Origin of the sequence: Allobosea sp. (genome assembly GCF_017308075.1) — a bacterium.
In the GTDB taxonomy this organism is placed as follows: Bacteria; Pseudomonadota; Alphaproteobacteria; order Rhizobiales; family Beijerinckiaceae; genus Allobosea.
The window spans coordinates 32,641-51,512 of the sequence record NZ_JAFKFX010000030.1 but is presented as its reverse complement, the minus strand read 5'-3'; the positions used below and the strand labels follow the sequence as shown (position 1 = coordinate 51,512).

The following is an 18,872-nucleotide window of genomic DNA, read 5'->3' as shown; positions in this document are numbered from 1 at the left end:
GCTCGCGCCGCCCGTCTCGTATCGTCGCGCCGAATGCGCCGGAGCAGGGGCCCGCTCAGGCCTCGCCCTCGTCGAGGTCCTCGGAGGTCGGATCGGCCTGATCGAGGATGCGATCGGCGACGAGGCCGGAATTCTGCCGGATGGTGGCTTCGATCCTGCCGGCCACGTCCGGGTTGGCCTTGAGGAAGGACTTGGCGTTCTCGCGGCCCTGACCGAGGCGCTGGCTGTCGAAGGAGAACCAGGAGCCCGATTTCTCGACCATGCCGGCCTTGACGCCGAGATCGATCAGCTCGCCGACCTTCGAGATGCCCTCGCCGAACATGATGTCGAACTCGACCTGCTTGAAGGGCGGTGCGACCTTGTTCTTGACGACCTTGACGCGGACCTGGTTTCCGGTTGCCTCGTCGCGCTCCTTCAGGGTCGAGACGCGGCGGATGTCGAGGCGGACCGAGGCGTAGAACTTCAGGGCGTTGCCGCCGGTGGTGGTCTCCGGCGAGCCGTACATCACGCCGATCTTCATGCGGATCTGGTTGATGAAGATGACCATGCAGTTCGAGCGCGAGATCGACGCCGTCAGCTTGCGCAGCGCCTGGCTCATCAGGCGGGCCTGCAGGCCGGGCTGGACGTCGCCCATCTCGCCCTCGATCTCGGCGCGCGGCGTCAGCGCGGCGACCGAGTCGACCACGAGCACGTCGATGGCGCCGGAGCGGACGAGCGTGTCGGTGATCTCGAGCGCCTGCTCGCCGGTGTCCGGCTGCGAGATCAGGAGATCGTCGAGATTGACGCCGAGCTTGCGGGCATAGACCGGGTCGAGCGCGTGCTCGGCATCGACGAAGGCACAGACGCCGCCCTTCTTCTGGGCTTCGGCGATGGTGTGCAAAGCGAGCGTGGTCTTGCCGGAGGATTCCGGCCCGTAGATCTCGATGACGCGGCCCTTGGGCAGGCCGCCGACGCCGAGCGCGATGTCGAGACCCAGCGAGCCGGTCGAAATGGTCTCGATCTCGATTGCCTGCTGGTTCTTGCCCAGGCGCATGATCGAGCCCTTGCCGAACGCCCGTTCGATCTGCGAGAGCGCCGCGTCGAGCGCCTTGGCCTTGTCCATCGAAGAGCCTTCCACGAGCTTGAGATTCGCCTGATTCACGACGTGCGCTCCTTATGGCAGGGGCGCGGGGACATCTCAATCGCGCCGATCAGCGACTATGGTCACTGTTTGTTCTCATGCGCAAGTTCTTTTTTTGTTCTTGGCGGGTTGTGCCGGCAGGCTCCCGCGATGCCGGGTTTCGGCCGCCGGCAGGCCTGTTCGGGAGCGCGTTGCGACGTGAAAAGCCGGCGCGGGCCGGCGCGCCGGGCGGGCTCGCCGGTGCAGGATGCATCATGCCGTTCGTTCCGGGGTGCCGCGCTAGTCGCCCGTGGGAGCGCCGAGAAGATAATCCTTCTGCAGGGCCCGATCCGATGACGGGTAGAGCGTCTGGCACTCGGAGTAATAGAAGGACTTTGGCGCGCGATTGACCGGATCGGCGCAGATTGAGGCCAGTTGCGCCTGCCGCGACTGCGAAGTCTGGCAGCCTGCCAGGACGGAAGCTGTGAGCAGGGCCAGGCCCAGGAGCGAAAGCGTCTTCATCTCGTTGTCCCCTTTGGAACGGAGCGAGCCGCAGGCTCGGAACAGGGCGCAGCGACCGGGAGTGATCGTGCAACCGAGCCGTGCCGATCTTGCTATCACAACTCGCGGGACAAGACCTGGGCAATTCCGGCCATTTGCGTCGGCCAATTGGGGAAATCCGGTTCCCAGCGTCGCGGGCCTCCTCTAGGACGACAGCATCCGGCCAGAAGGGCTCGCCCGCCGATGCGCACCCGTCTCTTTCGTCTCCTGCTCGTCCCGGTCGATCTCGTCGTCGCCCTCGTCATCGTGCTCGACGAGCTGGCGCGGCCGCTCTACCGGCCGCTTCTGGCCTGGTTCGGCGCGTTCCGGATCGTCGCTCGGATCGAGGCGGCGATCGGTCGCCTGCCGCCCTATGGCGTGCTCGCCCTGCTGGCTGTGCCTTTTGCCGTGGCAGAGCCGCTGAAGCTGCTCTCGCTCGTTCTGCTGGCGCGCGGCGCCTGGTTCGGCGGCATCGCGCTGATGGCGATCGGCCATCTGACGAGCTTCCTGCTGGTCGAGCGCATCTACCATGCCGGGCGCGCGCAATTGCTGACGATCGGCTGGTTCGCGCGCTGCATGGCCTGGCTGGATCGAATCCGGGAGGTCGTCGTCGAGCGGGTCAAGGCGTCGGCCGCCTGGCGCCGGGCGGCAGCGCTGGTGCGCGCCGTTCGGGAGCGGGGGCGCGCCTGGCTGGCATGGCTGTCGGGCCGGCGACAGCGGGACCGCAATTCGGGCTGAGGCGAGGGCGGGCGCTAGCCCGCGGGCCTGCCCGGATGCTCCGGCCCGGTCTGCTTCGGCGGCTTCTGCCAGCCCGCGCCGAGGCGCTCCAGTTCCAGTGCGTAGCAGTAGATTGCGAACAGCATGGTGAAGACCAGGATGCAGCGCCAGAGCAGGCCGGCGTCGAGGCTGAGCTGCTGGATGGCAGGCAGCTGGCGCAGGAAATAGATCGAGAACAGGGCGCCGCCGAAAATCGAGGTGAGGCGGCCGGCAAAGGCGAGGAGATGGCCGAGCACCGGGCTGTAGATGCCGTCCGGCAGCGGCACATGCCGCAGGCGCGTCCAGTAGCAGCCCTGGCCGATCAGGATGGCGATGACGACCTGCAGCAGGATCGAGGCGGGCAGGCTGTGCAGCTCGCCGGGCTTCTCGGTGACGATCCGGAAGGCCATGTGGATGTAGAACAGCAGCAGCGCGGCGCAGATGGTCTGCAGCAGGAGCAGGATGCCATAGGCGAGGCGCGGCCGTGCGGTCATGGCGGCAGGCTAGTTGCTGGCCGGGAGGCGATCAAACGGCGAGTTCGCGCAAGGCCGAGCCTGCCAAGGCCGCGGCAGCGCGCCCGGCGGCCTCGACATAAGCCGGATCGCGATGGATCAGCATGATCGCGAAGGCGCCGTCCATCAGCAGCACGATCTGGCGCGCCAGTTCCCCGGGGGCAGCAATGCCATGGGCCGCGCAGGCGCCGGCAAGCCAGTTTTCGAAGCCGGCCTTGTGGCGGGCGCCGATCTTGATGGCGGGATGGCCGGGCAGGGCGGCGAGTTCGGCGGCGGTGCGCAGGAAGCCGCAGCCCTTCCAGCGCGGATTGCCCGCGGCGCGCGCGAGATTCTGGAAGATCGCCTCGACCTTCTCCGACAGCCCACCGTCAGCGGCTTCGAACCAGCCGGCCATCAGCTTGAGATTGGGCTGGTCTCGCGCTTCGAGATAGGCGGCGACCAGCTCGTCCTTGCTCTCGAAATGGTAGTAGAGCGTGCGCTTGGTCAGCCCCGCCTTCTCGGCGACCGCATCGACGCTGACCGCGCGGATACCCTCGGCATAGAAGAGCTTGCTCGCGGCGTCGACGATGCGCTTGCGCGTCGGGCTTTCGGGTTCGGTCATGTCGCTATGTATACCGTATAGGTAGTATACGTAAACGGCGCGGCGAGGCAGCGTGGCGGCACCCGAAACTGCTGGAGCCCGCCATGTCCGAGATCGACACTGTCCTCATGCAATGCCGGGAGGGCATCGCGACGCTGACGCTCAACCGCCCCGCCAAACTGAATGCGCTGAACTATGCGCTGATCAACCGCCTGCTCCTGCTGCTCGACCGGATCGAGACCGATCCTGCCATCCGCGCGGTGATCCTGACCGGGTCGGGCGAGCGCGCCTTCTCGGCCGGCGGCGACATCGCCGAATTCTCGCGCAGCGTCGCGGCTGGGCCCGATTATGCGGTGCGGGATTTCGTGCGCCGCGGCCAGGCCCTGACGGCGCGGATTGAGGCCTTCCCGAAGCCGGTGATCGCCGCGGTCAACGGGCTCGCCTATGGCGGTGGCTGCGAGGTCACGGAGGCGGCTCATCTCGCAATCGCGAGCGAGCGTGCGATCTTCGCCAAGCCGGAGATCAATCTCGGAATGCCGCCGACCTTCGGTGGCACGCAGCGCCTGCCGCGCCTTGCCGGGCGCAAGCGGGCGCTGGAGTTGTTGCTGACCGGCGACCCGTTCACACCGGAGCGGGCGCTGGAGATGGGGCTGATCAATCAGATCGTCCCGCATGATGAGCTGCTGCCGGCGGCAAGGGCATTGGCCCAGCGGATCATGCGGCATTCGCCGCTTGCGGCTGCCAGCATCCTGACGGCGGTGACGCGGGGCCTGAACGCCAGCATCGGCGAGGGCTTGCTGATCGAGAGCGAGCAGTTCGCCCGGATGGCGCCGACCTTCGACCTGCGCGAGGGGCTCGACGCTTGGCTGGCGCGGCGCGCACCGAGCTATGCCGGCGCCTGGTCACGTGCTGCGGCGGCGGAATGAGGGAGGTGCCGATGCAAACCTTCACCAGCTTCACCCGCGACGCCTTCGCGGCGTTCCGCGCTGCCGCTCGTCCTGGTCCGGTGCAGATGCTCAACCTGATCCGCCTGCATGAGCGAGCGCAGTATCCCGACGAGCGGGAGGCGAGCGGCACCGACGCCTTCGCAGCCTATGGCCGGATCAGCGCACCGGTACTGGCCGGGCTCGGCGGCCGCATCCTCTGGCGCGGCGATTTCGAACAGGCGCTGATCGGTCCGGACGGCCAGCGCTGGGATGTCTGCTTTATCGCGGAATATCCGAGCGTCGAGGCGTTCGCCGCCTTGTTCCGCGATCCGACCTATCGCGAGGCGATGGCGCATCGGCAGGCGGCCGTGCGTGATTGCCGGCTGCTGCGCTTCGGCGCGGCCGAGGCCGGGGCGGGCTTCGCCGGGTAGGCGACGCACCGGGGCACGACCGAGGCCATCAACGAATTAGTCGGCATTCTCCACGATAACGCCTCGGGCAAGCGCGGAGCCCGAGGGACTGTCATGAAGATCGCGATCGTCGGCACCGGCTTCGTCGCCGACTACTATATGACCACCCTCGCCAATCATCCCGGGCTGGTGCTCGCCGGCGCCTGGGATCGCGATGCCGCGCGGCTCCGGGCGTTCTGCGCCTTCCACGGCGTTTCCGCCTATGCCGATCTGGAGGCGCTGCTCGGCGACCCCGCGGTCGGGATCGTCGTCAATCTGACGACGCCGGAAAGCCATTACGAGATTTCCAGCCGCGCGCTCGCCGCCGGCAAGCATGTCTATGGCGAAAAGCCGTTGGCGATGGATTTCGCCCAGGCGCAGGAACTGGTCGCGCTGGCGCGGCAGCGCCGCCTGACGCTCGCTGCCGCACCGGCCAACGGGCTCAGCGATGCGCATCGGCTGGTGGCGCAGGTCCTGGGCGACGGCAGAATCGGCAGGCCACGCCTAGTCTATGCGGCGATGGAGGACGGGCCGGTCTTTCGCGACAAATGGGCGAGCTGGCGCTCGCGCTCCGGGGCGGTCTGGCCGGGGCTGCACGAATTCGAGGTCGGCTGCACGCTCGAGCATGCCGGTTACGCCCTGTCCTGGCTGGTCTCGCTGTTCGGTCCGGTCGAGAGCGTCACCGCCTTCGCGGCACTGACCTTCCCGGACAAGGGGCCCGGTACGGAAGCGCTGGCGCTGGCGCCGGACTTTTCCGTCGGCTGCCTGCAGTTCCGCTCGGGCGTGGTGGCGCGGCTGAGCTCCGGCCTGGCGGCACCGCGCGATCGCTCCTTGCAGGTCTTCGGCGATGGTGGCTCGCTCACCGTGCGCGACCTCTGGGACAATTGCTCGGCCGTGCATCTGGAGGAGGTCGGCGCGCCGCGCCCGCTGCTCGGCCGTGTCCTCGGCCAGATCGAGGCCCGGCTCGGCAGCGCGCTGCCCTGGAAGCCGACGCCGGGCCGGCGCCTTGCCTATCCTGCCGCGAGCAAGCGGACGCTGCCGGCTTTCCCCTCGCAGATCGATTTCGCAGGCGGGATCGCGGCCCAGGCCGAAGCGATCGCGGCGGGGCGGGAGCCGGTCTTCTCCGGGGCGCTGGCATTGCACATCACCGAGCTGGCGCTGGCGCTGAACGGAGCGCGCGCGCTGCCGCAGCCCTATCTCATGCGAAGCTCGTTCTAACGCGCTGCGGCGGCCGGGGTCTGTGCCCGGATCGTCTCGATCATGCCCAGCACGGCGGCGCTTTCGGCGAGCGGCATGGTTTCGCAGCTCGTCGCGCCGGCCCTGATCGCGGCCATCACGGCCTGCGCCTGGAATTGCAAGCCATTGCCGGGAAAGAGGAAGCTTTCGCGCCGCACGCCAGGCAGAGGGAGTCGGGCGAGCAGCTTGCGGAGGAGGGCGGGGCCCTCTCGTTCGGGCCATGGCGTAGCAAGGGCGCCGGATGCGAAATGCGTCAGGCGCTGGGCCTTGAGGAAAGGCGCCTCGATCCGCAGCGCGCCGTCGCTGCCTTCGACCAGCAGCAGATTGGCGCCGTCGCGGTCGAAGCCGCAGGAGAGCTCGGCCGTCGCCCCGGGATAGTGCAGGACGAACTCGCTGCGCAGGTCGACGCCGCTCGCCGCGGCGCGCCAGCGCCCTTCGACGCGTTCCGGCCGGCCGAGCAGATGCAGGGCGATAGAGAGCGGGTAGACGCCGAGATCGAGCGCGGCGCCGCCACCCAATGCGGGCTCGAAGAAGCGGCTGCCGGGCTCCTGCGGATGGACATAGGAGAGATCGGCGCGCAGCCGCCGGATCTCGCCGATCCGGCCGGCGGCAAGCCGGCTCCGCAACGCCGTGACGGCCGGCAGGAAGCGGCTCCACAGTGCCTCCATGGCGAAGACGCCGCGCGCCGCGGCCGCTGCCGCGATCGCCTCGGCATCGGCGCAGGTGAGGGCGAGCGGCTTCTCGATCAGCACCGGCTTGCCGGAGGCGATGGCGGCGAGCGCCTGCGGCGCGTGCAGATGGTTCGGCGTCGCGATGTAGACCGCCTCGAGCGCGGGATCGGCGAGGAAGGCTTCGAGGTCGTCATGGGCCGCGCCGCCGCCGAAGCGGCTGGCGAAGCTCCTGGCCTTGTCGAGCCGGCGCGAATGGACCGCGCCGATGCGGGCGCCGGGGACCAAGGCGAGATCGGCGGCGAAGAGCGCGGCGATCGCGCCCGTGCCGATGATGCCCCAGGTGAAGGGGGAGGCCGGCGACGCTGCCCGGTCCATGCTGCCTCGTGCTCCCATGGGGCAGGCCAGGGGCGTCGCTGCCGACCGGCGGCGCCGCGGGCCCCGGAGGAGCGGCGATCGGCCGGTTTTCGGCTACAGGCTCTTAAGGTTGCGTGTCCATAGTCGGGGCGGCCGCGCAGGGCGGCCGGACGAGCCCGGTCGGCGGGTTCGCATGGCAGGAGCGGCATGACGGTCGGCGTGAGCGAGACAGGGAGCGGCCTTGCCGCCGGGGCGCATGGCGTCCCGGTCGACGGTCAGCGCCTCGCCGCGGCGCTGCTCAGCGGCTTCGGCCTTTTCGTGATGATCCTGACCTTCCAGCCCTTCGCCGGGGTGCCGGACGCGATCGAACCGGGAGGATCGACCGGCAACATCGTCAACCAGATCGGCTATGTCAGCCTCGCCATCGTCTATCTCGTGGCGATGCTGAAGCTCTGCGAACGCGGGGTCCTGGCGCAGATGGCGACGAGCAGCTGGCTCGTCGTGCTGATGGTCGCGGCCTTCTCGGCCGGGCGGGCGCTGGAACCTGATGCCGCGCTGCGCGCGCTGCTCCTGACCGGTTTCGCCATGGTGCCGGTGCTCGGCGTCCTCGTCTTGCCGCGGCATGAGCGCGATTTCGCCAGCGCGGTGGCAAATGCCGCTCTCGCCGTGCTGGTCCTGGTCTATGTGGCGCTCCTTCTGGCGCCGCAGCTCGCCATCCACGGCTCCGAGGGCGTCGAGGGCGGCCATGCCGGCGACTGGCGCGGCCATCTCACGCATAAGAATTTCGCGGCGCCGGTATTCTCGATCCTCATCATGTTCGGCATCTATTGCTGGCGCATGGGTCTGAGGCTGCGCGGTTTCGCGATCATCGCCCTCGGCGCGATCTTTGTGCTGAACAGCGGCTCGAAGACGACGATGGGCTTCCTGCCGATCGCGATCGCTCTCGTCCTGTTCGGCCGCGCCCTCGGCCGGCCGCGGCTGATCCTGCTGGGCCATGGCGCGTTGGTGCTGCTGATCGCGGCGCTGACGGTCGGCACGGTGTTCTCGCCCGCCCTGCTGCAGCTTGCGAGCGCGCTGACCTCCGATCCGACCTTCACCGGGCGCGACGAGATCTGGCGCTTCGCCAGCGCGCATATCGGCGAGAAGCCCTGGCTCGGCCATGGTTATTTCAGCTTCTGGCAGACACCGCTGGTCACGGCGCTGGAGGAGAATTTCGAGGCGCGCTGGGATATCCGCGGCATCGGCTCGGCCCATAACAGCTATCTCGACGCGATGCTGATGTTCGGGCTTCCGGGGGCGATGCTGGTGATCTTCTGCCTGATGATCCTGCCGCTGCGGAACTATCTGCGGGCGCAGCGCGACCCGGCACGGCAGAAACTCGCCGATCTCTTCGTGATGATCGTGATCTTCATGACCTATGTCGGCATGCTGGAATCGTTCTTCCTCAACCGCGCCGACCCGCTCTGGCTGCTGTTCGCGCTTGCCGTGCTCGGGCTCGAGCTCGCCAGCCGGCTGCGGACCAAGAGAGTCTGAGCCGCCGGGGCGAGGGCGGGGCGGAGCTCAGCGCGTCGCCGGCGCGATGCTTGCCGCGTCCCTGCCGCTGGCGGCTTCGGGCGGTCGGTCGCCGAGGACATAGCGCTTCACCTTGAGGAACGGCTTCTCGACACAGAGCCAGGAGAACAGCGCGAAGGCGGTCACGATCGGGGCGGACACCAGGAACAGGATCAGCCCGTCGCCATGGACGAAGTCGAACTTCGCCACCAGCGCCTGCTGAATCGGAAAGCCGTAGAGATAGATGCCGTAGGAGACGTCGAGCTTGCGCAGCAATTCGGGCAGGCGCAGCGGCAGCAGGCCGATATAGATGACGCAATAGGTCAGGAAGGGCGTGACGAGGAAGGCGAGCTCGCGCGGGGCCGACATCAGCGCGAGCGAAATCGCCAGCGCCGCGAGAAAGAGCAGCCGGTGGATCTTCAGGCGGTCGCGCCACTGGAAGCAGATGCAGCCGACGAAGAAATAGAAGACCACCACGGTCCAGTGATAGTTCGCCTCGCTGACGCCGAAGCCATAGGCGTAGGCCGCTACCGTGGCCGCAGCCGACAGGACGACGACGAAGGAGGTGAAGAGCCTGCGACTCCTGACGATGCCGAAACCGATCATCAGCGCCATCAGGATGTAGCAGTAGAATTCTGGCTTCAGCGTCCAGAGGTTCTGGTTGACCGTGTTCGGCAGCGGGTTGGTCTCGAAGACACCGGGCAGCTCGAAGCGGATGCGGCCGACGATGTTGCCGAAATATTCGAGGAAGCGGATGTCGCGGAAATAGTCCGCCAGCAGGAAGGTCGTGAAGATCGGCCCTAGCACCAGGGCCGACAGCGTCACCTCGACGAGCAGCGCCGGGATGATCCGGATGAAGCGCAGCGTGATGAAGGGCTTGACCGCGCCGGTGCGCAGGGCGCTGCCGGTGACGAGAAAGCCGCTGAGCGCGAAGAAGGCGGGCACCAGGCTGAGCCGGAACAGGCCCTGCAGCCCTTCCCAGTCCTGGCTCGTGTCGGCCCCTGCGACCCAGCCCGAATGCACGGCGAGGATCAGGATGGAGAGGGCGAGCCGCAAGGCATTGAAGCCGGGGCCCTCGCCATTGTTCGCCCTGAGGATGTCCCCGGCGCTGGGCGCGGATCGATAGAAGCTTGGCATGCGCGTCCTGAGCATTTCTGACGGCAGCCCGGGCGGCCAGGCCAGTGTCAGGGTGATGCTCTTGCGCCGATCGCCTTTCAATCGACGAGCGAATTTAACCTTACTGCGACCGCTCCGAACCGCCCGGCCCACTGAGTGCGAACCCGTGGCTCGCGCGCGAGCAAGGGCCGTTGCGCCGTCGCTTGCGAGAGCATTGCGGCCGGGGCCGCCGCCGGCAAACCGGGTGCGGGTGGCTCCACCCGCCGCCAGGCTCAGCCCATGGTCGCCTTCACCGTCTCGACCAGCTGCTTCATCGTGAAGGGCTTGGGCAGGAAGTGGAATTCCTCGCCCTCGGGCAGGTTCTTGCGGAAGGCTTCCTCGGCGTAGCCGGAGACGAAGACGACCTTCGTATCGGGATTGCGCTGGCGCAGTTCGCCGAGCAGGGTCGGGCCGTCCATTTCCGGCATGACGACGTCGGAGATGACGAGGTCGATCTTGCCTTCATGGCGCAGGAAGATGTCGAGCGCCTCGACGCCGGAGGCCGCCTCGTGGACGGTGTAGCCGCGCGAGACGAGCATGCGGGCATTGAGCGCACGCACGGCGTCCTCGTCCTCGACCAGGAGGATGACGCCGGCGCCGGTATGGTCGGCGGCGACGCGCTTGGGCGCTTCCTTCGCCGCGGCCTCGATGGCGAGGTCCTCTTCGCTGGGAATGTAGCGCGGCAGGAAGATCTTGAAGTTCGTGCCGCGGCCGAGGACCGAATCGCAGAAGACGAAGCCGCCGGTCTGCTTGACGATGCCGTAGACCATCGACAGGCCGAGGCCGGTGCCCTTGCCGACCTCCTTGGTGGTGAAGAAGGGCTCGAAGATCTTCTCCAGATGCTCCTGCGCGATGCCGGAGCCGCTATCCTCGACCTCGAGCAGCACGTAATCGGCGGCCGGAAGGGCGGCATGGCCGAGGCCGACGATCTCTTCGGCCGCGACATTGCGGGTCCGCACCTGCAGCTTGCCGCCATCCTGCATGGCGTCGCGCGCATTGACCGCGAGGTTGACCACGACCTGTTCGAGCTGGCCGAGATCGGCCTTCACCGGCCAGAGATCGCGGCCCTGGCGGACATCGAGCGTGATCTTGTCGGCGACGACGCGCTTCAGCATCAGCGAGAGGTCGGAGAGCACGTCGCCGAGCGCCAGCACCTGCGGGCGCAGTGTCTGTCGGCGCGAGAAGGCGAGCAGCTGCCGGACCAGCGCGGCGGCCCGGTAGGCATTCTGCTTGATCTGCATGATGTCCGGGAAGGACGGATCGGTCGGCTTGTGGCTGGCGAGCAGGAACTCCGAGGCGTTGATGATGACCTGCAGCACGTTGTTGAAATCGTGCGCGATGCCGCCGGCGAGCTGGCCGACCGCCTGCATCTTGCCGGCCTGGTCCATATTGTCCTTGAGCTTGCGCTCGGCGGTCGTCTCCAGCGCATAGACGATGGCGCGCTCGCCATCGCTGTCCTCGGTCGCCGGCACGGGCGAGAGATAGAGCCTGGCCGAGCGGCCCTCTTCGCCGGCGAGCGTGAGGTCGAGCGGGGCGATCTCGCCCTTGCCGGCGAGCGCCGCCTCGAAGGCTTCGCCGAGCGCGCCGTTGCCGTTGACGAGTTCCTGGATCGTCGTCGGCTGGCCGCCGCCGGGCGTCAGGCGCGTGAAGGCGGCGTTCGAGCGCAGGATCGCGCCCGTCCGGTCGACCGTGGCGATCGCCATCGGGGTCGCGTGAAAGAAGCGGGCGAAACGTGCCTCCGCATCGCTGCTTGCATCGGCGCCGGCCTCGCCCGCGGCGCGGTTCAGGACCAGAGTGCGCGAGGCGCCGGCACGACCGTCCTGGCCGAAGGCGACCTGGTGATGCAGCCTGACCGGCAGTGACTGGCCGTTGCGGCGGCGCAGATCGACGTCGAGCACCTCGATCCGGACATCGCCGGGCTGGCCGCGAATCGCTTGGATCAGGGCGACGGCGCTGGGTGAGGCGATATCCTCCAGATGCAAGCCCCCGGAGCCGAAACGGGCGAGGTCGTAGTCGAGCCAGCCCGAGAGCGTGGCGTTGAGATAGGGCACCTCGCCATCGGCGTTCATCGAGAGGAAGCCGGCCGGCGCGTGGTCGAGATAGTCGATGGCGTGCTGCAGCTCCTGGAAGGCGTTCTCCTGGCGCTCGCGCTCCGGCGTCACGTCGGACACCGTCCACAGCGAGGCTGGCCGGCCGGCGCGGCTGATCGGCGTGACGCGGACGCGATACCAGCCGACTGCGCCGCGCTCGTTCAGGGCGGGCTCGAGCCGGATCTCCTCGGAGAGCCGCCGCCCGGCGCGCGCCGCGGTGGCGAGCCGGTAGATCGCCTCCGAAACCTCGGCGCGGCCCTTGAACAGCCGCTCGACGGGCGCGATCTCGCTGGCGTTGCGGGCGCCGGCCAGTGTCAGATAGGTCTCGTTGGCATAGACGATGCGGTCGTCGCTCTCGGTGACGACGACGCCGTCCTCGGCCCCGTCGACGATGATCTTGGTCAGGTCGTTGCGGGCGGCCCGGCCGGAGAACTGCAGCAGCCCGATCGCAAAGGCGAAGAGGCAGAACACGCCGACCACGGAGAGCAAGGCGAGCAGGCCGAGGATCAGCGGCTGGGCCCATTCATTGGCGATGAAGCCGAGCGCGATCGCGGCGCCGACGAGCAGTCCGGCAACCAAGAGGACGATGCCGACATGGCCCGGCCTGTCGGATCGATCGATCGCGGTCGTTGCCGTGCTTGCGGTCATTGCGGCAGATCCGTTTCCTTGTGGTCCGCCCGCTCCCGGCGGGCAGCGGGCGCGGCGATCCTGCGATCGCGCGCCAGCCCGCGAGTTAGGCGCGGCGGCGCTTCAGGCGCAAGACGTAACCGACGACTTCGGCCACCGCCTGGTAGTGTTCGACAGGAATTTCTTCGTCGATCTCGACAGTGGCGTAGAGCGCCCGGGCCAGAGGCGGGTTTTCGACGATCGGAATCTCGTGCGCGCCGGCGACCTCGCGGATCTTCAGGGCAATGGCGTCGACGCCCTTGGCGAGGCAGACCGGGGCGCCCTGGCCGTTCTCATATTGCAGCGCGACCGCGAAATGGGTCGGGTTGGTGATGATCACGGTCGCCTTGGGAACCTGCGCCATCATGCGCGAGCGGGCGCGCTGCGCCCGGAGCTGGCGCAGCTTGGCCTTCACCTCGGGATTGCCTTCGGTGTTCTTGTATTCGTCCTTGAGCTCCTGCTTGGTCATGCGCTGGCGCTGGTACCAGGAGAAGCGCTGATAGCCGAAATCGCCGATGGCGATGATGGCGAAGATGGCGAGCACCCCGGCCATCAGCTTGATGGTCAGGACCAGCACGGCCGGCAGCAGCGCGCGCACATCCATCTGCGCGAAGGCCTGGAGGTGGTCGCGCTCGCCCCAGAGCACCATCCAGACCCCGACGCCGACCAGCATGATCTTGGCGAGGCCCTTGGCGAAGTTGACCCAGGCCTCCTTGCCGAAGATCCGTTTCAGGCCGGCCATGGGCGAGATCCGGTTGAATTTCGGCATCAGCGGCTCGGTGGTCCAGAGCGGCTTGTGCTGGATCAGGGCGCCAGCGAGAGCGGCGACGAGGATGAATCCCAGCGGCAGGGCGAGCGCGGTGAAGCCGGTCATCACGCCCTTGGCGGTGACCTGGAAGATGGCGTCGCCGCCGGAGGGCACCTGATGTGCGTTCATCAGGAAGGCGCGCAATTGCAGCGTCGCCTCGCGCGCAGCCGAGCCGGCCGCGATCAGCAGCGCGAGGGTGAAGCCGCAGAGCACGAAGAAGGTGCCGATCTCCTGCGAGCGCGGGACATCGCCCTTCTCGACCGCCTGATCGAGCTTTCGCTGCGTCGGCTCCTCTGTGCGGTCGTCCTTGTCCGGTTCGTCGGCCATGTCCCCTCCGCTCAGAGGCCGGTGAGCTGGCGCAGGAAGGCGCCGAGATCTTCGAGGAAGACGCCCATCATCACCCCGATCGCCGCCAGCAGCACCAGCATGCCGCCGAGGATCGAGGCCGGGATCGCCAGGAAGAAGACCTGCATCTGCGGCATCAGCCGCGCGAGGACGCCGAGACCGAGATTGAACAGCAGGCCGAAGGCGATGAACGGCGCCGAGATCTGCACCGCCAGCGCGAAGCCCCTCGCCATCGCCTTGACCGCCAGGCCGAGCAGGTCGCCGACATCGGGAAAGCCGCCGGGCGGCAGCAACTGGTAGCTCTCATGGATCGCGACCAGCGCGACATGGTGCAGGTCCGAGGCGAGGATCAGCGTGATGCCGAGCATCGAAAGCAGATTGCCGATCGAAGGGTTCTGCATGCCGCCGCTCGGATCGACGGTCATGGCGAAGCCGAGGCCCATGGTCTGGGCGACGATCAGGCCGGCGGTCTGCAGTGCCCCCATGAGCAGGCGGACGCAGGAGCCGAGCGCGAGCCCGATCAGGATCTCGCTGATCAGGAGCCCGCCGAGCCCGGCCGGGTCGCTCGGCACGGTGATCGTGCCGCGTGCCATCGGCAACATTACGAGGGCGACGAAAAAGGCGAGGGAGAGCCGGGCCCGCGAGAGGATGAAGCGCTCGCCGATGCCGGGCATCAACATGACCAGAGTGCCGACGCGCGCGAAGACCAGCACGAACAGGGCGCTGATCTCGGGCAGGATGGCGATCTGCATCGGCGGCCCAGGGTTTCCGCGCCAGCGACTGCGCCCATCGGTCTTTCGCCCCGGTATGGGGCGGCCGGGCGCGAGAATCACTCGCCCGTGGCGATTCGGACGGCGACCCTGCCCATATAGCCTGCCAGCGCGTCGCCCATGAACGGCAAAAACAGCAGCAGCGCGCCGAAGACTGCGAGGATCTTCGGGACGTAGACCAGGGTCTGCTCCTGGATCTGGGTCAGGGCCTGGAACAGCGAGACCACGAGGCCGACGCCCAGTGCGATCAGCATCAATGGCGCGCCGGCCTTGAGGAAGACGACGATGCCGTCGCGGGCGACGTCGAGGATGGCTCCGGAGGTCATGGTGCGGTTTCCGACAAGAGCTGTTTCATTTTGACCGGGGCGCCCGCAATGACAGGCGCGGTTCCAGGAGAATCCGGCCGGTCAGACCGGCATCCGCATGATTTCCTCATAGGCGGCGATGACCCGGTCGCGCACCGCGACCAGTGTCTCGATCGCCGCCTCGCTCTCGGCGACGGCGGTGACGACATCGACGATGTCGGAGCGGCCGGCGGCGACGCTGGCGGTCTGGACATCGGCGGCGCGTGCGCTCTGGGCGGTCGTCTCGAGCGCCTTGCCGAGCAGCGAGGAGAAGTCCGGCATGCCGGCGGCGCCGGCCGTGCCGACGCTGGCGGGCTTCTTCAGCAATCCGCCCGCGCCGATGCCCTGCATCGAGGCGTAGGCGCCGGCGGCGAAACTGGAGGTGGTCATGGCTGGCGTTCCGCTTCGGCTTTGAGGGGCTAGGCGCGCAGGATGTCGATGGTGCGCTGGAGCATCCGGCGCGTTGACGAGATCACGTTGAGATTGGCCTCGTAGCTGCGCTGGGCCTCGCGCATGTCCATGCTCTCGATCAGCGAGTTGACGTTCGGCAACCGGACCTGCCCGGTAGCGTCGGCGGCCGGGTGGCCGGGGTCGAGCTTGGTGCGGAAGGCGCCGCGGTCGCGCGCGACCCGGCCGAGTTCGACCACCTGGGCGTCGAGCTCGCGGTCGAGCCGGCCCTGGAAGGTGACGATCTTGCGGCGATAGGGATCGACCCCGGCGCGATCCGGTGTCGAATCGGCGTTGGCGAGGTTCTCGGCGATGACGCGCATGCGCCCGGCTTGGCCACGCAGGCCGGAAGCTGCCACCGCGATGCTCTTGAGCAGATCCATAGTGCTTCTCCTCAGCGGCCCAATTGCTAGCGGCCCTTGCCGATGGCGATCTTCATCAGCCCGAGCCCCTTGCTGTAGAGCGAGGCGGCGAGCTGATAATCGGACTGGTTCTGAGCAACCTTCAGCATCTCGTCCTCGAGATTGACGCTGTTGCCGCTCGGCGTGGTCTCGAAGCGCTTGGGATCGCGCGGGCCGAAGCCGTTGCTGCTTCCGGCCGGGCCGAGATGGAGCGGCGAGGTCTGCGCCAGCACGACGCTGCCGCCGGCGGGCGAGGGGGCCTTGAGGTCATGCGGCTTGAAGCGCGGCGTGTCGGCATTGGAGACGTTCTCGGCGAGCAGCTTCTGGCGGCTCTGGTGCCAGTGCATGCGCGTCTTGAGGGCGCCCATCAGGTTCAGGCCGTTGTTCGACATGGCTCCGATCTCCGGCCCCAGGAAGCGCCGCATCAGCGCGGAACTGGGAAATTATTGCCGGGTGCATGGTTAACGCCCCGTTAAGATCGGCAATTGGTGACAATCCGGTTAACCATCCGGTAACCATGTCTCCCGAATTCGCGGGCCTTGTGGTATAGGCTGCGGGTTCATCCGCGAGCAGCCTTTAAAAGCGAGGCTGCGCGTGGCTGTCGCGTCGCTTCATGAGGCAAACCTTGCAGACTTTGTTTGGCTTCGAACTCTCGACCGGCCTGCGCTGGATTATCGCCTTCGCGATCGTGCTCGTGCTGGTGGCCCTTTTCGCCTTCATCCTGCGGCGGATCAGCGGCGGACGGCTCAGGTTCAAGGGCCAGGCCAGCGGCAGGACCCGCCAGCCGCGGCTCGGCGTGGTCGACATCCACGACCTCGACAGGCAGCGCCAGCTCGTGCTGGTGCGGCGCGACAATGTCGAGCATCTCGTGATGATCGGCGGGGCCTCCGACGTCGTCATCGAAACCAATATCATGCGCAGCGGGGCGCGGGTCGCGCCGCCGCTGCCGAGTGAGGGGATGTCCGAGCGTCCGCTGGCGCTCGAGCCGCTGGTGCCGCCCGAATTGCCCTTGCGCCCCGAGACTGCCGAAGAGCCGCGCCGTGCGCCGCCATTGGCCGAGCCGGCGCCGATGCCCATCCCCATGATGCCCGAGCCTCCGGCACCAGCGCCTGCGATGCCGGCGCCGCCTCCGCGCCAGCAGCCTTTGGCGCCGCCGCCGCGCCCGACCGCTCAGCCGCTGCCTCCGATCCCGCCGGTGCGCCCTGCGCCGCAACCCGTGGTGCCGCCGGTTGCAGCAGCCGCGGTGGTGGCCTCGGCCGCGGTCGCCCAGAGTGCGCGCGAAGCCGCCGCGGCTGGTCAGGCCGAGCTCGGCGATATGGCCCGCCAGCTCGAGGAGGCACTGAAGCGCCCGTTCTCCGCCGTCCGCCCGTCCGCGGCCGGAGCGCGTTCCGAGGTCGAGCCCTCCCAGCCGGCCGTCCCTCCGGTCGTGCCGGTTCCGCCGGCCGCCAAGATCGCTCCGCCTGCGCCGGTCAGCGAGCTGAAGCCGCCGCTGCCGACACCGGGCATCCCGGCCTCTTCGCGCCCGGTCCTCGACATGGAGGCCGAGCTGGAAATGGCGCTGGGGCTGAAGCCCGGCCCGGCGCGCCCGGCGGAGGCGCCGATGGTCGTTCCGCCCGTCGTCGCCGCGCCGGAGCGTAAACCGCAGCCCGTCGCCAGCGCCGGGCCTGCGAAGACCGAGCCGGCCAGGGCGGAGACGCCCCGTTCCTCGGCCGAGCCCCCGCCCGCGGCCAAGCCGGAAACGCAGGCCCAATCGCCCGAGGCGCCGCCGCCGGTCCTGCCGGCTGCGCCTGCCGCGGAGTCGAAGCCGGCCGAGGCGAAGCCTTCGGAGGCCAAGGCCGTCGAAGCCAAGGTCGCCGAGGTCAAGCCCGCCGAGCCCAAACCCGCCGAGGCCAAGCCTGCTGAGGCCAAGCCTGCTGAGGCCAAGCCCGTCGAGGCCAAGCCTGCCGAGCCGAAGCCGGCAGAGGCCAAGCCTGTCGAGCCGAAGCCTTCTAAGGCCGTGCCTGCGGAGACCGTGACCGAGGTCGCCAAGGTCGAGCAGCCGGCGCCCGAAGCAGCCAAGCCGGCCGAGCCGAAGCCGGAGGAGACCGATCCGTTCTCCGTCGATGCGATCGAGGCGGAGTTCGCGCGCCTGCTCGGGCGCGATCCGAAGTCGAAGGGCTGAGCGGCCCGGCCGGCCCGGCGCCGGCCAGACGGCAGGGGATGACGGGGCGAAAGCGCTTCGCAGCCCCCCGGAGCATGCACTAGCGTTTTTCCGGCCCGCGCCTTGATTCGGGCAGGGAAGGCGCATGGGCGAGACATATTCCAAGAGGTCGGGGATGAGGCGGCGGGCCGGCACGGCCGCGCTCGTCTCGCTGCCGCTCTGCCTGGCGCTGTTCGGCTTGTGGCTGCCCGCCCCGGCACTGGCGCAGACGCTCTCGCTGGATCTCGGTCAGGGGGGTGGCGTCACCGAGCGGGCGCTTCAGTTGATCGCGGTGATCACGGTGCTCTCGCTGGCGCCGTCGATCCTGATCATGGTGACCTCGTTCACGCGCATCGCGGTGGTGCTGTCGCTGCTGCGCTCGGCGATCGGCACGCAGACGGCGCCGCCCAATGCGGTGATCATCGGGCTCGCACTGTTCCTGACCGGCTTCGTGATGACGCCGACGCTGAAGGAGGCCTATCGCGTTGCCGGGGCGCCGCTGATCGCCGGGCAGATTCAGCCGCAGGAAGCCTTCAACCGCGGGATCGTGCCGTTTCGCGACTTCATGCTGAAACATGTCCGCGAGAAGGATCTGACCCTGTTCCTGGAGATGTCGCGCGAGCCACGACCGGAGCGGGCCGAGGACATCCAGATCCAGGTGCTGGTCCCGGCTTTCATGATCTCGGAGCTCAGGCGCGCCTTCGAGATCGGCTTCCTGCTGTTCGTGCCCTTCCTGATCATCGACCTCGTGGTCGCCTCGGTGCTGATGTCGGTCGGCATGATGATGCTGCCGCCGGTGACGGTGGCGCTGCCCTTCAAGCTGATCTTCTTCGTGCTGGTCGATGGCTGGGGACTGGTCGCCGGCTCGCTGGTGAAGAGCTATGGGAGTTGATCGGTTCGGCCGCGCGCTTTTTCGGTTTGCGCCCGAACCACGCCGTCGTTCCAGGGCGCCCGCAGGGCGAGCCGGAATGACGGTGCGGTGGTGTTTCAGTG

20 protein-coding genes are annotated in these 18,872 nt (G+C 68.4%); 7 read left to right on the top strand and 13 right to left on the bottom strand.

Annotation, left to right across the window (positions count from 1 at the left end; all coding sequences use genetic code 11):
• Window positions 1-55 precede the first annotated feature (55 nt).
• Complete coding sequence (gene recA / locus J0J10_RS11900; protein WP_291646774.1) at window positions 56-1,141, bottom strand: recombinase RecA; 1,086 nt, start codon at window positions 1,139-1,141, stop codon at window positions 56-58.
• 258 nt (window positions 1,142-1,399) lie between these two features.
• Window positions 1,400-1,621, bottom strand: a complete 222-nt coding sequence (locus J0J10_RS11895; protein ID WP_291646772.1) for a hypothetical protein — start codon at window positions 1,619-1,621, stop codon at window positions 1,400-1,402.
• A gap of 222 nt (window positions 1,622-1,843) precedes the next feature.
• On the opposite strand from J0J10_RS11895, the gene J0J10_RS11890 reads away from it, so the two are divergent.
• Window positions 1,844-2,377, top strand: a complete 534-nt coding sequence (locus tag J0J10_RS11890; RefSeq protein ID WP_291646770.1) for a hypothetical protein — start codon at window positions 1,844-1,846, stop codon at window positions 2,375-2,377.
• Between the two features lie 14 nt (window positions 2,378-2,391).
• On the opposite strand, the gene J0J10_RS11885 is transcribed toward J0J10_RS11890, so the two are convergent.
• Window positions 2,392-2,889 (bottom strand): hypothetical protein, encoded by a 498-nt coding sequence (locus J0J10_RS11885; RefSeq protein ID WP_291646768.1) that lies wholly within the window; start codon window positions 2,887-2,889, stop codon window positions 2,392-2,394.
• A 31-nt stretch (window positions 2,890-2,920) separates the two neighbouring features.
• A complete protein-coding gene (locus J0J10_RS11880) occupies window positions 2,921-3,508 on the bottom strand; it encodes a TetR/AcrR family transcriptional regulator (protein ID WP_291646766.1) in 588 nt (195 codons plus the stop codon).
• Between the two features lie 83 nt (window positions 3,509-3,591).
• On the opposite strand from J0J10_RS11880, the gene J0J10_RS11875 reads away from it, so the two are divergent.
• The 3 genes from J0J10_RS11875 (at window position 3,592) to J0J10_RS11865 (ending at window position 6,080) form a co-directional block, all read left to right on the top strand.
• Entirely contained in the window at window positions 3,592-4,413 is an 822-nt protein-coding gene (locus tag J0J10_RS11875; protein ID WP_291646765.1) for a crotonase/enoyl-CoA hydratase family protein, read from the top strand.
• A gap of 11 nt (window positions 4,414-4,424) precedes the next feature.
• Window positions 4,425-4,844, top strand: a complete 420-nt coding sequence (locus J0J10_RS11870; protein ID WP_291646763.1) for a DUF1330 domain-containing protein — start codon at window positions 4,425-4,427, stop codon at window positions 4,842-4,844.
• Between the two features lie 93 nt (window positions 4,845-4,937).
• Window positions 4,938-6,080: a Gfo/Idh/MocA family protein gene (locus J0J10_RS11865; protein ID WP_291634387.1), complete on the top strand. Its 1,143-nt coding sequence runs from the start codon at window positions 4,938-4,940 to the stop codon at window positions 6,078-6,080.
• Here J0J10_RS11865 and J0J10_RS11860 read toward each other — a convergent pair.
• Entirely contained in the window at window positions 6,077-7,144 is a 1,068-nt protein-coding gene (locus J0J10_RS11860; RefSeq protein WP_291646762.1) for a Gfo/Idh/MocA family protein, read from the bottom strand. The genes J0J10_RS11865 and J0J10_RS11860 overlap by 4 nt on opposite strands.
• A 186-nt stretch (window positions 7,145-7,330) precedes the next feature.
• On the opposite strand from J0J10_RS11860, the gene J0J10_RS11855 reads away from it, so the two are divergent.
• Window positions 7,331-8,656, top strand: a complete 1,326-nt coding sequence (locus J0J10_RS11855) for an O-antigen ligase family protein (protein WP_291646760.1) — start codon at window positions 7,331-7,333, stop codon at window positions 8,654-8,656.
• A 27-nt stretch (window positions 8,657-8,683) separates the two neighbouring features.
• Here J0J10_RS11855 and J0J10_RS11850 read toward each other — a convergent pair whose 3' ends face one another.
• From J0J10_RS11850 to flgB, 8 genes are all read right to left on the bottom strand, one after another.
• Window positions 8,684-9,811, bottom strand: a complete 1,128-nt coding sequence (locus tag J0J10_RS11850) for an acyltransferase family protein (protein WP_291646758.1) — start codon at window positions 9,809-9,811, stop codon at window positions 8,684-8,686.
• Between the two features lie 251 nt (window positions 9,812-10,062).
• Window positions 10,063-12,567, bottom strand: a complete 2,505-nt coding sequence (gene cckA, locus J0J10_RS11845; protein ID WP_291646757.1) for a cell cycle histidine kinase CckA — start codon at window positions 12,565-12,567, stop codon at window positions 10,063-10,065.
• An 85-nt stretch (window positions 12,568-12,652) separates the two neighbouring features.
• The gene (flhB, locus tag J0J10_RS11840; RefSeq protein ID WP_291646755.1) at window positions 12,653-13,720 is read right to left on the bottom strand and encodes a flagellar biosynthesis protein FlhB; all 1,068 of its coding nucleotides are present in this window, start codon (window positions 13,718-13,720) and stop codon (window positions 12,653-12,655) included.
• An 11-nt stretch (window positions 13,721-13,731) separates the two neighbouring features.
• Complete coding sequence (gene fliR / locus J0J10_RS11835) at window positions 13,732-14,490, bottom strand: flagellar biosynthetic protein FliR (RefSeq protein ID WP_291634399.1); 759 nt, start codon at window positions 14,488-14,490, stop codon at window positions 13,732-13,734.
• A gap of 77 nt (window positions 14,491-14,567) precedes the next feature.
• Window positions 14,568-14,834 carry a flagellar biosynthesis protein FliQ gene (gene fliQ, locus J0J10_RS11830; RefSeq protein WP_291634401.1) on the bottom strand — a complete coding sequence of 89 codons (267 nt, stop codon included), beginning with the start codon at window positions 14,832-14,834 and terminating at the stop codon, window positions 14,568-14,570.
• An 81-nt stretch (window positions 14,835-14,915) separates the two neighbouring features.
• A complete protein-coding gene (locus tag J0J10_RS11825; protein ID WP_291634403.1) occupies window positions 14,916-15,242 on the bottom strand; it encodes a flagellar hook-basal body complex protein FliE in 327 nt (108 codons plus the stop codon).
• Window positions 15,243-15,271: 29 nt separating this feature from the next.
• Window positions 15,272-15,682: a flagellar basal body rod protein FlgC gene (gene flgC / locus J0J10_RS11820; RefSeq protein ID WP_291646753.1), complete on the bottom strand. Its 411-nt coding sequence runs from the start codon at window positions 15,680-15,682 to the stop codon at window positions 15,272-15,274.
• Between the two features lie 26 nt (window positions 15,683-15,708).
• Window positions 15,709-16,092, bottom strand: a complete 384-nt coding sequence (gene flgB, locus J0J10_RS11815; RefSeq protein ID WP_291646752.1) for a flagellar basal body rod protein FlgB — start codon at window positions 16,090-16,092, stop codon at window positions 15,709-15,711.
• A 233-nt stretch (window positions 16,093-16,325) separates the two neighbouring features.
• Between flgB and J0J10_RS11810 the strand changes: the two genes are divergently transcribed.
• Window positions 16,326-17,861: a flagellar biosynthetic protein FliO gene (locus J0J10_RS11810; protein WP_291646749.1), complete on the top strand. Its 1,536-nt coding sequence runs from the start codon at window positions 16,326-16,328 to the stop codon at window positions 17,859-17,861.
• A 154-nt stretch (window positions 17,862-18,015) separates the two neighbouring features.
• On the top strand, window positions 18,016-18,771 hold the full coding sequence (fliP, locus tag J0J10_RS11805) for a flagellar type III secretion system pore protein FliP (RefSeq protein WP_291646746.1): 756 nt from the start codon (window positions 18,016-18,018) through the stop codon (window positions 18,769-18,771).
• Window positions 18,772-18,872 lie beyond the last annotated feature (101 nt).